Origin of the sequence: Allobosea sp. RCC_152_1 (assembly GCF_041360765.1) — a bacterium.
Lineage (GTDB): Bacteria > Pseudomonadota > Alphaproteobacteria > Rhizobiales > Beijerinckiaceae > Allobosea > Allobosea spartocytisi.
Genome location: NZ_JBFUPU010000001.1, coordinates 1,195,077 through 1,207,865, shown reverse-complemented (window position 1 = coordinate 1,207,865; position 12,789 = coordinate 1,195,077). Strand labels below are relative to the sequence as shown.

Genomic DNA, 12,789 nt, shown 5'->3' with positions numbered 1-12,789 from the left:
GCGATTGCCCCCCGAAAAATATCGCTAACACTAAAAATTGGAAGCTGCCCGTCGGCAATCTACCTTTGCCATAAATCTCGTTTGCCTACAACTCTCGCTAGATTGGTGCAATTAGATAGGCACATATTGATAATATTCGCACTCTGTCTCGCTCGCGCAGTCCCGTCGTTCGCCTCGTCCAAGAGGATGTCGAATTGCAGGAAACCTCAGGGGTCACACTGCTTCCCGCACTGGTAGGTTTCCAATACGGCCAAGCCCTTCGCGCAACTCGATAGCGTCTACGATGCGTACGAGCTCAGACTGCAAATTGTCGAGGAGGTTATACCTGCCGACATACGGGTTAAAATTGGCTCCGTGTCCACCGTGCGCGTTATAGAAAACTAGCACCAGTTCATAGTCGGAGAGCTGCGATCGCAAGATGCGCATGTATTTTGTTTTAGGCTCCGCCAAATCGCCTGGTAGCTTAGGCAGGTCAGCTTCATCCACATACCGTACGCAGTTGTATAGAAATCGGAAATAGTGTCCAAGGTCTTGGCGACGTTGACGCCAAAAGAGGTGGTATGCCGTCGCCAGTGCCCTTTGAACGCTGCCGCCGCAGCTTTTTGCGGCTTCGGCATACTGGCGTTCAATCTCGTCAGCAAAGGCTGCAAAACAATCTCTACCAGAGTAAGCGACGGCCAGACTTTTGATGTCCATCGCCTCCACTATGCGGTTCATTTGCGCCAGCATCTGAAAGAAGGTGGACTCAAACTGCTGCCGGGCCGCTTCTTTTTGAGTTTCCCTGAGGTCTAGGCGCTGAAGGTGGATTGAGTAAAGGACACCCGCAAAGGCCAGGAAGCTCAAAATAGGGTTTAGCATCCCGCCGAAAAAGTCGCCCAGCGGACCCGCTGTCTGCTGGCCGTCCTTCCACCAGACCAGCGCTAGGGCGATGAAGGCCACGATGAATACCGACATGGCGAAGGTGAGGAACCACCCTAGCTTGTTCTTTTCGTTCCCTACCGGCCCCCCCAAAAGAGCGTCGATGACCTTTTCACCCCAACGCATTTTCACTTGTTTTCTCGGCCCCTAAGCGCTCTAGGGAAAAGTTTATGAAATTGCCGGTTGCCGCGGAAGACCTACTTGCGGGTTTTGTTCTGCAACTTTAGGGGCTGTGGCGCCTCCTCAGTCCTGCAAAGTAGCTAGACTTATTCCGGCTCTTTCCCACGTCCCCACGGTCCGGCCTTCGCCCATCATCTGAACGGGGCGGCCATCCGGAGGTATGCCTGTGGCTGGGTGAGGGTCGGCGCCTGCGGGCGGGGTTACGCCCTGCTCCCGGGAGGCTTCGGGGCACCGCACTCACAGAATCACGCGCGGGGAACCCCTCTCCTGTAAGGAGAGGGGCAGGGGTGAGGTGTAGGCCCCTCGACCAACGGCGCGCTGACCCAACGGCGGCAGCGGCAAGGTCACGGCCACGGTGTCAAACGGCCGGCCCCTACTCTGCCCCCTCCATCCGGGAGAGGGTTCCCCGCGCTGTCCGCGCGTCATGGTAGGCTAACTTATCCCCGCCCCTTCTCACCCGCCCTATCCTGCCCTCGCCCATCACCCAAACGGGGCGGCCGTCCGGAGGTATGCTGGAGGTTGGGTGAGGGTCGGCGCCTGCGGGCGGGGGTTACGCCCTGCTCCCGGGAGGCTTCGGGGCACCGCCCTGGGGACATTACGATCCCTGTGCGAGGAGCTCGCTGGGAACGGCCGGCGGTTGATGATGGGTGCGGCGACGACGCGACAACCCGATGAGGGGAACTGGCGTCGAAACCCGCCATCCTGAACCGTCCAAGCCCGATAAGCGCGGCCCGGAGTCCGAAATCGCCGGAGGCGGAGCGCCACGGGGCGTGCGACGGGTGGCTCAATCCCGCCGCGCCGCAGCCTGGCTCAACGGTTGCGGATTCCCTTGCGCCTCGCGGCGCTCCGCCAGCCCTGCCTAGCCACCCTTGCGACCCCGCCGCGCATCCGCGCGGGCGGACGATCCCGCCTGCCTCACCCGACCGGAGCCCGCCATGCCGAAACGCCAGAACACCCCATTCGCCATCCCGCCGATCACCGATTTCGAGAGCTGCCAGAGGGCGCGGTCCGCGCTGTTTCGCCGGCTGACCGACCAGCTCGAAATCTTTCGCGTCTGCCCGAACAGAAACTGCAAGCGGATGCGCGCCTGCCAGGATGCGCGCGGCGCCTGCTTCCACGCCGTCTTGCAGGCCATGCCGGACGAGGTCCGCAGATCGTTCGCCTATGCGATGCAGAACCGCGCCAATGGGCTCGACCCCGACGAGGCGATCGCGCAGGCCGAGGCCCGTATCGCGGCGGAGCGCACGCGCTAAGGCGAGTAGACGCTCGCCGCATGTTCTTGGAAACGCGGGGCATCCCGGACGGAGCCTTCGGGTCCAATCCTCGATCGGCCCAAGGATTTGAAAACTCCGCGGAGATCCGGGATCCGGGCCTGAGCCTTGCTCCGATGGGGTCCGGCATGGATCCCGGGTCAAGCCCGGGATGACCGCGGGGTTCCCGGGCCCGCCGTCGATCCGTGCGCCGCAGCCTCGTCGTCGCAGGATCCTCCGGGTCCGCGCATGACGCCGGCGGCGGGAGACCTGACCGCCGGGACGGGGCGGTCGGCGTCATGAGCGGGGAATGACGGGCTCTTAACGAGCCTCTGTCATAGGATGGCGCGTGGAGGCCCTTGCGGGCCGCAGGGCACACGGACCGCCGCGACGCCATGAGCCAGACAGGGAGCATCACGCAGGCCGCCGATGGCCCGGCCGGGAGCGCATCCGGGCGCGCGCAGGAGGCCTTGCGCCTGCGCCGGCTGGCGACCTTCCTCTCCGGTCTCGCGCTGTTCATCCTGATCCTGACGCTGCAGCCCTTCGCGCCGCCGCCGGACCCGTCGCAGATCGGCGCGCCCAGCAGCGGCAATATCGTCAACCAGATCGGCTATCTCGTGCTGGGCGGGCTCTATCTCACGGCCATGCTCCAGCTGAAGCCGCGGCCGGTGCTGGCGCGGCTCGGGCTCGGGACCTGGCTCACGGTCTTCGCCATCGCGGCGCTCTCGACCGTCCAGGCGCTCGACCAGGCGGCGGCGCTGCGCGGCCTCCTCCTCGGCGCGATCGCGATGATCCTGGTCGCGGGCGTGCTGGTGCTGCCGGAGGACGAGCCGGGCTTCGCGCTCGCGGCGGCCAATGCCTGCCTCGCCGTGCTCGCCATCGTCTATGGCGTGCTGCTCGTCGCGCCCCATCTCGCCGTGCACAGCGCCGAGGGCGTCGAGGGCGTTCATGCCGGCGACTGGCGCGGGCATCTCTCGCACAAGAACTTCGCCGCGCCGGTCTTCTCGATGATGGCGATGATCGGGATCTATTGCTGGCGCAGCGGGCTGAAATGGCGCGGCGCGATCATCGTGGCACTGTGCGTGGTCTTCGTGCTCAACAGCGGCTCGAAGACGACGCTCGGCTTCCTGCCGATGGCGATCGGGCTCGTTGTCCTCGGGCGGTTCAGCGGGCGTCCGGGGTTGGCCGTCGCCCTGCACATCCTGCTCGTCGCCGTGATCGCCTGCCTCACCGTCGGCACGGTGATGTCGCCGCAGCTCTACAAGCTCGGCGCGGCGCTGATCTCGGACCCGACCTATACCGGCCGCGACGAGATCTGGAAATTCGCCCTCGCCCGCATCGCCGAGAAGCCCTGGCTCGGCTACGGCTATGCCAGCTTCTGGCAGACCCCGGTGGTGACCGGGCTGGAGGAGAATTTCGAGGCGAGCTGGGACGTGCGCGGCATCGGCTCGGGCCATAACAGCTATCTCGACGCGATGCTGATGTTCGGCGTCCCCGGAGCCGTCGTCATGATCTGGCTGCTGATGATCCGCCCCCTGGGAAGCTATCTCGCCGCCGCCCGAGCGCCGGACAGGGCGAGGCTGGCCGATCTCTTCGTCATGATGGTCATCTTCATGACCTATGTCGGGATGCTCGAAGCCTACCTGCTCAACCGCTCGGACCCGCTCTGGACCCTGTTCGCCACGGCGGTGATGGGGCTCGAATTGCTGCGGCGGATGCGGGTGAGGACGGGCTGAGGCCGCCCGTCACCCGGCCGGCAGCACGACCGGGCGGGGCTGGCGGCGCCAGGACTTCTGGCCGAGCACATAGGGCTTCACCGCCAGGAAAGGCTTTTCGATCCAGAGCCAGGAGAACAGCGCGAACAGCACCACGAGCGGCGCGGAAACCGCGAACAGCACGAGCCCGCTGCCATGAACGACGTCGAGCTGACTGACCAGCGCCTGCTGGATCGGGAAGCCATAAAGATAGATGCCATAGGAGACGTCGAGCTTGCGGATGCGCTGTGGCAGCTTGAGCGGCAAGAGCCCGATATAGACGACGCAATAGGTCAGGAAGGGCGGCACCAGAAAGGAGAGCTCGCGCGGCGCCGACATCAGGGCGATCGAGGCTGCGAGCGCCGCGGCGAACAGGCTCCAATGGATCTTCAGCCGGTCGCGCCATTGGAAATAGAGGCAACCGACCAGGAAATAGAACACCACGACGGTCCAGTGGTAATTGCCCTCGGTGACGCCGAATCCGCGCAGATAGGCCCAGGCTGTCGCTGCGATGATGATGCCGATCGTGAGCGCCGCGGAGAGGACGCGTCGGCGTAGCAGGCCGGCGGCGATCATCAAGGCCATCACGATGTAGCAGTAGAATTCGGGCTTCAGCGTCCAGAGGTTCTGGTTGACCGTGTTCGCCACGGGATTGCTCTCGAAGACGCCGGGCAGCTCGAAGCGGATGCGGCCGATGACATTGCCGAAATACTCCCAGAACCGGATGTCGCTGACGTAGTCGCGCAGCGCCCATGTCGTCAGCAGCGGCCCGAGCACCAGCGCCGAGAGGGCGATCTCGACGAAGAGCGCCGGGACGATGCGGATGGCGCGCAGGGTGATGAAGGGGCGCACCGCGCCAGTACGCAGCGCACTGCCGGTGACGAGGAAGCCGCTCAGGGCGAAGAACGCCGGGACGAGACTGAGCAGGAAGAGGCCATGCCAGCCGGTCCAGTCTTTGCCGGTATCGGCGCCGGCGACCCAGCCGGAATGGACGGCGAGAATGGTCAGCGACAGGATCAGGCGCAGAGCATTGAAGCCGGGTCCCTCGCCGCCATTGCGATCGAGAATGTCGGCCGCGCTCGGCCATGACACGAAAAAGCCGCCGGAAGCGCCTGCGCGCATCGGCTCAGTGTTCGATTTCAGAACGTTGCGTGTCATCTTCGGCCATTCCACATCCGGGTCTCGCCGCTCCTGCAAGCGAGGCGCCGAGACGGCCGCAGGATAAAATTACTCCAAATGGATGGTAATAGAGAAAATCACGCTATCTGACGTGAATTGAAGCGTGTCGAAGGCTGCTTTATTTTAAGCGTTCGGAAAAACGAACGTATCGGACGCAAGCCTTGGCGAGCCTGACCCTCGATCATCGACCGGCTGAAGCCAGCGGCGCGGAGTTCGCCTGATGGCTGCGGCAGCCAAACGCGTTCCGCTGCCGGCGATCCTGCTGGCCAACGATCTGCTCGACGGCGATGTCGTTTTCGCGACGGCCGACGCGGCTGGCACCCTCGTCTGGACGCGCGATCCGGCGCAGGCACTGGTCGCGAACGACGATGCCGCGGCCGATGGGCTCGAAGCCTTCGCCGCGGCCGAGCTGCGCGGCAACACCGTCGTCGACGCCTATCTCGTCGATGTCGCGATCGAGGGCGGCCATCCGGTTCCGCGCCATTTCCGCGAGCGCTTCAAGACGCTCGGCCCCAGCAATCGTCCCGATCTCGGCAAGCAGGCCGGCGAGGGTATCGCGTCCGCGCCGAAGGGTTGATCGATGTACCGTTACGATGAATTCGACGAGCGCTTCGTCCGTGAGCGGGTCGCGCAATTCGCCGATCAGGTCTCGCGGCGGCTGGACGGTTCGCTGACCGAGGACGAGTTCAAGCCGCTGCGGCTCAAGAACGGCGTCTATCTCCAGCTCCACGCCTATATGCTGCGGATCGCCGTTCCCTATGGCACGCTGAATTCCAGGCAGCTTCGCCAGCTCGCGCTGATCGGCGAGAAGTACGATCGCGGCTACGGCCATTTCACCACGCGCCAGAACCTGCAGTTCAACTGGCCGAAACTGCGCGATATCCCGGAGATCCTCGGCCTACTCGCCGATGTCGAGATGCACTGCATCCAGACCTCCGGCAACTGCATCCGCAACGTCACGGCCGATCATTTCGCCGGCGTCGCGCAGGACGAGATCGAGGATCCACGCCCGACCGCCGAACTGATCCGGCAATGGTCCTCGGCGCATCCCGAGTTCAGCTACCTGCCGCGCAAGTTCAAGATCGCGGTGACGGGCGCCGAAGCCGACCGGGCGGTGATCAAGGCGCACGATATCGGCCTGCGCCTGCGCCGGCACCCGGACACGCATGAGGTCTGCTACGAGGTCAGCGTCGGCGGCGGGCTTGGCCGCACGCCGATGATCGGCAAGGTCGTGCGCGACTACCTGCCCAAGAAGGACCTGCTCGCCTATCTCGAGGCGATCATGCGGGTCTATAACCTCGAGGGCCGGCGCGACAACAAGTACAAGGCGCGCGTCAAGATCCTCGTCCACGAGATCGGCGCCGAGGAATTCACCCGCCGCGTCGAGGCCGAATTCGCGCAGCTCGACGGCCCCTCGATCAATGCCGATCCGGAAGAGGTCGCGCGCATCGCCGCCTATTTCGCGCCGCCGGCCTATGAGACGCTCCCGGCCGTCAGCAACACGCTGGAGGCGGCCAAGGCCAGCAACCCGGCCTTCGCCCGCTGGGTCGAGGTCAACACGGCGCCGCACAAGGTGCCGGGCTATACCGCGCTGACGATCTCGCTGAAGCCGATCGGCCAGGCGCCGGGTGATGCGACCTCCGAGCAGATGCGCGTGGTCGCCGATCTGGCGCAGCGCCATTCCTTCGACGAGTTGCGCGTCACCCATGCGCAGAACCTCGTCCTGCCGCATGTGCGCCAGCGCGATCTCTTCGCGATCTGGCAGAAGCTCGGCGAAGCCGGGCTGGCGGGGGCCAATATCGGCCTCGTCACCGACATCATCGCTTGCCCCGGCCTCGATTACTGCGCCTTGGCGACGGCCCGCTCGATCCCGATCGCGCAGGCGATCCAGCAGCGCTTCGCCAATGAGGCCCGCCAGCGCGAGATCGGGCCGCTCGGTATCAAGATCTCCGGCTGCATCAATGCCTGCGGCCATCACCATGTCGGCCATATCGGCATTCTCGGGCTGGAGAAGCGCGGCATCGAATCCTACCAGATCACGCTGGGCGGCGACGCCACCGAGAACGCCGCGATCGGCGAGATCCTCGGCCCCGGCCTCGCCGCGGAAGACGTGCCGGACGCGATCGAGCGCATCATCGCGGTCTATCTCGCCGAGCGGGCGGAGGGCGAGAGCTTCATCGACAATGTCCGCCGGATCGGGCTTGCCCCCTTCAAGGCCGCCTTCCAGGAGACGACCCGTGCCGCTGCTTGACCGAAACGGCGCCCGCGCGGATGGCTGGACCCGCAGCGAAGGGGCGGCGATCGACAATATTCCGGCGGCGATCGTGCCATGGGAGTTCCTCGCCGAGGCGCTCGACCGGCAGGTGCCCGGGCAGAGCATCGGCGTCCTGATCCCGAACAACCTCTCGACCGCGGAGCTCGCCCCGTTCCTGCCGCGCCTCGCGCTCGTCGCCATCGCCTTCCCCGCCTATTCCGACGGGCGCGGCTTCAGCCAGGCCCGCCAGATCCGGCGCGCGGGCTTCGGCGGGGAGTTGCGCGCCAGCGGGCCGCTGATCGCGGACCAGTTCGCCTATGCCCTCTCGTGCGGCTTCGACACGGTCGAGCTGCCGGAGGCCAGCGCGGCGCGGCAGCCTGTCGAACAATGGCTGCGCGCCCGGGATTCGTTCAGCCGGACCTATCAGCGCGGCTATGGCACGCCGGAGCGCAACATCCTGGATCAGCGGCGCGCGGCGCGTATCGACGCGGCGGCCACATCAGCGGCAACGCCATGAGCATCACCACGCCGGCAAGCGGGCAAACCGGCGCGAGCCGGCGCATCGCGCCGGTCGCGATCGAGGAGGACAGCATGGCTGGTGAGGTCGAAATGCTCCTGCAGTCTGACCAAACGGCCCGCAGCCGTTGGCTCGATCTATGCTTTCGTCTTATCATCCTCGCGCTGGCGGCGTTGTGGCTGCTGGTGCCGCCCGCTGGCGGGGCGCCTATGGCGACGGATGGGAAGGCGATAGCGACCACGCGATGAGCGAAAGACGCCCCGAGACGACCGCACGGCGCATCGAGCCGCTGGCGACGCTGCCGCTGTTCCACAAGCTGGCCGGCCGCAAGGCCGTGCTGGCCGGGAGCAGCGAAGGCGCGCTGTGGAAGGCCGAACTGCTCGCGGCCGCGGGAGCGGAGCTGCATATCTTCGCGGGCGGCGATTCGGCATCTTTCGCGGCACTCGCCGCGGATCCCGCCGCGCGCATCCATATCCACGCCCGGCGCTGGTCGCCGGAAGATCTCGATGGGGCCGCGCTTGCCGTCGCCGATCTCGATGAGACGGACGAGATTCGCGCCTTCGTCGCGGCCGCACGCGCTGCCGGCGCCCCGGTCAACATCGTCGACAAGCCGGAATTCTGCGATTTCGCCTTCGGTGCGCTGGTCAACCGCTCGCCGCTCGTCGTCGCCGTCTCGACCGACGGGGCCGCGCCGGTCTTCGGGCAAGCGATCCGGGCCAAGATCGAGGCGCTGCTGCCGGCCGGGCTGAAGGGCTGGGCGCAGGCCGCGACCGATTGGCGCCCGAGCGTTCAGGCGCGCGAACTGCCCTTCGCCCTGCGCCGTGCCTTCTGGGAGCTTTTCGCCGGCAAGGCGATGGCCGAGCCCGAACGCGAACCGACGCAACAGGACGCGGCCGAGCTTTTCGCGAAGCTCGCACAGCTCGAATCGTCCTTCGACGGCAAGGGCCGGGTCACGCTGGTTGGCGCCGGGCCGGGCGATCCGGAACTGCTGACGCTCAAGGCGATCCGTGCCCTGCAGAGCGCCGACATCATCCTCTATGACGATCTCGTCTCGCCGGGCGTGCTGGAATTCGCCCGGCGCGAGGCCAAGCGCATGCTGGTCGGCAAGACCGGTTACGGGCCCTCGGTGAAACAGGGCGACATCAACGCACTGATCGTCTCGCTGGCCTCGCAGGGCAAGCATGTCGTGCGGCTCAAGGGCGGCGACCCCGGAATCTTCGGCCGCGCCGGCGAGGAGATCGAGGCCTGCCAGGCCGCTGGCATCCCGGTCGCGATCGTGCCCGGCATCTCGGCGGCACAGGGCGCAGCCGCCTCGCTCGGCCTCTCGCTGACCCATCGCGACCATGCAAGGCGGCTGCAATTCGTCACCGGCCATTCGCGCAAGGGCGAATTGCCCGATGATCTCGACTGGCGCGCCATGGCCGACCCGGCCGCCTCGACCGTGATCTACATGGCGCGCGCCACCCTGCCCGGCTTCCGGGAAAAGGCGCTCGCCGCCGGGCTCGATCCACAGACGCCGGCCGTCGCCGTGCTTGCGGCGACACGGCCCGACGAGCTACGGATCGCGGCGACGATCGAAACCCTGCCGGAACGGCTCGCGGAACTTTCCGCGACCGGGCCGGTTCTGGTCCTGCTGGGACGTGCCTTCGGCTCGGCCCTGGCCGAGGCCGAGGCGGCGGCGGATCGCCGCCGCGCCTGAGAGCGGGCGAGGAGAAGCATCCTCGCCTTGGCCCGTAACGATGCGGGGAGATGCGTGTTCTCCCCGGCGTCGAAACTTTGGAACGGGACCGCTGCCCGGCCACATTGTGGCAAGATCGAGATTTCAGTACGTTTCGTTTGTTATTCAGAACGGGCGGAGCTTTCTCAATTGGGCTCCGCCCGGATCGCAACGGAGCCCTGACATGACACGACCCGCGTTTCGCCGCCTGCTTCGGGCCGGACTGGTTCTGGGAGCCTTCACGATCTGCTTCGGCGTGGTCGCGGGAGCCCGCGCCCAGTCCATCGAGCTGCTCAACGTCTCCTACGATCCGACCCGCGAGCTCTATCGCGACATCAACGCCGCCTTTCTGGCGGATTGGAACGCCAAGCATCCCGACAGGAAGATCACGACCATCCGCCAGTCGCATGGCGGCTCGGGCGCGCAGGCGCGCACCGTGATCGACGGGCTCAACGCCGATGTGGTGACGCTGGCGCTGGCCGGCGACATCGACGCCGTCGCCGAGCGCTCGAAGAAGCTGCCGCTCGACTGGCAGAAGCGCCTGCCGGACAATTCCTCGCCCTACACCTCGACGATCGTCTTCCTCGTCCGCAAGGGCAATCCCAAGGCGATCAAGGACTGGGGCGACCTCGTGAAGCCCGGCATCCAGGTCATCACGCCGAATCCGAAGACCTCGGGCGGCGCGCGCTGGAACTATCTCGCCGCCTGGGCCTATGCGGAGAAGGCGTTCAACAAGGACGACGCCAAGGTCCGCGACTATATCGCCAAGCTGCTCGGCAATGTCCCGGTGCTCGACACCGGCGCGCGCGGCGCGACCACGACCTTCACCCAGCGCGGCATCGGCGACGTGCTGCTCGCCTGGGAGAACGAGGCCTTCCTCGCCCAGGACGAGTTCGGCAAGGACAAGTTCGACATCGTCGTGCCGAGCCTGTCGATCCTGGCCGAGCCGCCGGTCGCCCTGGTCGACGGCAATGTCGACGCCAAGAAGACCCGCGAGGCCGCGCAGGCCTATCTCGAATTCCTCTATACGCCGAAGGCGCAGGCGATCATCGCCAAGAACCACTACCGCCCACGCAACACCGAGGCGGCCGACCCCAAGGACCTCGCCTTGTTCCCGAAGCTCGAGCTCGTCACCATCGACAAGGATTTCGGCGGTTGGGCCAAGGCGCAGCCGACGCATTTCGGCGATGGCGGCACGTTCGACCAACTCTACAAGCCGGCACGGTAAGCCTATGACAACGACGGCGTCCTTCCGCTGGCGAGAGCCCAGTATCCTGCCCGGCTTCGGCCTGGCGATGGGCATCACTGTGACGGCGCTGTCGCTGATCGTGCTGATCCCGCTGGCGGGCCTGTTCGTGAAGGCCGCCAGCGCCGGCCCGGCCGATATCTGGGCGGTGGCGACCTCGCCCCGGACGCTGGCCGCGCTCAGGCTCTCCTTCCTCGGCGCGCTGTTCGCGGCGCTGGTGAACACCGTGTTCGGGCTGATCCTCGCCTGGGTTCTGGTGCGCTACGACTTTCCCGGCCGGCGCCTGATCGACGCGGCGGTCGACCTGCCCTTCGCCCTGCCGACCGCGGTCGCCGGCATCTCGCTCGCCGCCATCTATGCGCCGAACGGCTGGGTCGGCTCGTGGCTGGCGCCGCTGGCCTTTCGTTTCACCATCCCCTTCACCGATGTCTCGATCGGCTTCGACGGCAAGGTCGCCTACACGCCGCTCGGCGTCATGGTGGCGCTGATCTTCATCGGCCTGCCCTTCGTGGTCCGCACCGTCCAGCCCGTGCTGGAAGAGCTGCAGAGCGACGTCGAGGAGGCGGCAGCGCTGCTCGGCGCAAACCGTTTGCGCACCGTCTTCCGCGTCATCCTGCCGCCGGTGCTGCCGGCGCTGCTGACCGGCTTCGTGCTGGCCTTCGCGCGGGCCGTCGGCGAATACGGCTCGGTGATCTTCATCGCCGGCAATATCCCGATGGTCTCCGAGATCGCGCCGCTGCTGATCGTGATCCGGCTCGAGCAGTTCGACTATGCGGGCGCCGCCGTGATGGCGACGATGATGCTGCTGATCTCGTTTGCGCTCATCCTGGCGGTCAACCTGGTGCAGGCGCGGGCGCGCCGGAGGTTCGGCGATGTCTGACGCCACCTTGCCTGCCGCGACCGCGCCGGCCCGGCGCGATGGAAGCCGCGCCCGCGGCGAGAGCCGGCTCGTCCAGTTCGTGCTGATCGCGGTTTCGCTCGCCTTCCTGCTGCTCTTCCTGCTGCTGCCGCTGGTCACGGTCTTCGTCGAGGCTGCTGCCAGGGGCTGGGAAGCCTATCGTGCCGCGATCACCGAACCCGACGCGCAAGCGGCGATCCGGCTCACGCTCATCGTCGCGGCCATCGCCGTGCCGTTCAACACCGTCGTCGGGATCGCCGCGGCCTGGGCCATCGCCAAGTTCGAGTTCCGCGGCAAGAACCTGCTGATCAGCCTGCTCGACCTGCCCTTCTCGGTCTCCCCGGTGATCTCCGGCCTGGTCTTCGTGCTGCTGTTCGGCGCGCAGGGCTATTTCGGTCCGTGGCTGCAGGCGCATGGCGTCTCGATCATCTTCGCGCTGCCGGGGCTCATCCTCGCCACGGTCTTCGTCACCTTTCCCTTCGTGGCGCGCGAACTGATTCCGCATATGCAGTCGCTCGGCTCGGCCGACGAGGAAGCGGCGCTGACGCTGGGAGCCTCGCCCTGGCGGGTGTTCTTCACCATCACCCTGCCGAACGTGAAGTGGAGCCTGTTCTACGGCATACTGCTCTGCAATGCCCGGGCGATGGGCGAATTCGGCGCTGTCGCGGTCGTCTCCGGCAAGATCCGGGGCGAGACCAACACCATGCCGCTGCATGTCGAGATCCTCTACAACGAGTACATGGGGCCGGCCGCCTTCGCCGTCGCCTCGCTGCTGGCGGGGCTGGCTCTCGTCACCCTCGTGCTCAAGACCCTGCTGGAATGGCATTATGGCGATGCGATCGCCGCCAGCCGCCGGCACTGACCCAAGCCTGGACG

General features: G+C 66.4%; 12 protein-coding genes. 10 read left to right on the top strand and 2 right to left on the bottom strand.

The genetic code is table 11. From position 1 onward, the window contains the following. Nucleotides 1–213 precede the first annotated feature (213 nt). Nucleotides 214–1,044: a putative phage abortive infection protein gene (locus AB6806_RS05660; protein WP_370954311.1), complete on the bottom strand. Its 831-nt coding sequence runs from the start codon at nucleotides 1,042–1,044 to the stop codon at nucleotides 214–216. A gap of 989 nt (nucleotides 1,045–2,033) precedes the next feature. Here AB6806_RS05660 and AB6806_RS05655 point away from each other — a divergent pair. After that, on the top strand, nucleotides 2,034–2,351 hold the full coding sequence (locus AB6806_RS05655) for a hypothetical protein (protein ID WP_370954255.1): 318 nt from the start codon (nucleotides 2,034–2,036) through the stop codon (nucleotides 2,349–2,351). A gap of 392 nt (nucleotides 2,352–2,743) precedes the next feature. After that, nucleotides 2,744–4,084 (top strand): O-antigen ligase family protein, encoded by a 1,341-nt coding sequence (locus AB6806_RS05650; protein ID WP_370954254.1) that lies wholly within the window; start codon nucleotides 2,744–2,746, stop codon nucleotides 4,082–4,084. Between the two features lie 9 nt (nucleotides 4,085–4,093). On the opposite strand, the gene AB6806_RS05645 is transcribed toward AB6806_RS05650, so the two are convergent. Further along, on the bottom strand, nucleotides 4,094–5,260 hold the full coding sequence (locus AB6806_RS05645) for an acyltransferase family protein (RefSeq protein WP_370954253.1): 1,167 nt from the start codon (nucleotides 5,258–5,260) through the stop codon (nucleotides 4,094–4,096). Nucleotides 5,261–5,501: 241 nt separating this feature from the next. Here AB6806_RS05645 and AB6806_RS05640 point away from each other — a divergent pair, with 241 nt between their 5' ends. From AB6806_RS05640 to cysW, 8 genes are all read left to right on the top strand, one after another. Then, the gene (locus tag AB6806_RS05640; RefSeq protein WP_370954252.1) at nucleotides 5,502–5,858 is read left to right on the top strand and encodes a DUF2849 domain-containing protein; all 357 of its coding nucleotides are present in this window, start codon (nucleotides 5,502–5,504) and stop codon (nucleotides 5,856–5,858) included. Nucleotides 5,859–5,861: 3 nt separating this feature from the next. Continuing rightward, nucleotides 5,862–7,532: a nitrite/sulfite reductase gene (locus AB6806_RS05635; protein ID WP_370954251.1), complete on the top strand. Its 1,671-nt coding sequence runs from the start codon at nucleotides 5,862–5,864 to the stop codon at nucleotides 7,530–7,532. Beyond that, nucleotides 7,519–8,052 carry a DUF934 domain-containing protein gene (locus tag AB6806_RS05630; RefSeq protein WP_370954250.1) on the top strand — a complete coding sequence of 178 codons (534 nt, stop codon included), beginning with the start codon at nucleotides 7,519–7,521 and terminating at the stop codon, nucleotides 8,050–8,052. Before AB6806_RS05635 ends, AB6806_RS05630 begins: the two co-directional genes overlap by 14 nt. Further along, complete coding sequence (locus AB6806_RS05625; RefSeq protein WP_370954249.1) at nucleotides 8,049–8,300, top strand: hypothetical protein; 252 nt, start codon at nucleotides 8,049–8,051, stop codon at nucleotides 8,298–8,300. Before AB6806_RS05630 ends, AB6806_RS05625 begins: the two co-directional genes overlap by 4 nt. Beyond that, nucleotides 8,297–9,751: a siroheme synthase CysG gene (cysG, locus tag AB6806_RS05620; protein ID WP_370954248.1), complete on the top strand. Its 1,455-nt coding sequence runs from the start codon at nucleotides 8,297–8,299 to the stop codon at nucleotides 9,749–9,751. The genes AB6806_RS05625 and cysG overlap by 4 nt, the downstream gene beginning before the upstream one ends. Nucleotides 9,752–9,953: 202 nt before the next feature. Further along, the gene (locus AB6806_RS05615; RefSeq protein ID WP_142020880.1) at nucleotides 9,954–10,997 is read left to right on the top strand and encodes a sulfate ABC transporter substrate-binding protein; all 1,044 of its coding nucleotides are present in this window, start codon (nucleotides 9,954–9,956) and stop codon (nucleotides 10,995–10,997) included. Nucleotides 10,998–11,001: 4 nt separating this feature from the next. Continuing rightward, entirely contained in the window at nucleotides 11,002–11,895 is an 894-nt protein-coding gene (gene cysT, locus AB6806_RS05610) for a sulfate ABC transporter permease subunit CysT (protein ID WP_038367502.1), read from the top strand. Continuing rightward, nucleotides 11,888–12,775, top strand: coding sequence for a sulfate ABC transporter permease subunit CysW (gene cysW, locus AB6806_RS05605; RefSeq protein ID WP_142020878.1), 888 nt, complete (start codon nucleotides 11,888–11,890; stop codon nucleotides 12,773–12,775). Before cysT ends, cysW begins: the two co-directional genes overlap by 8 nt. The last annotated feature ends 14 nt before the right edge of the window (nucleotides 12,776–12,789 follow it).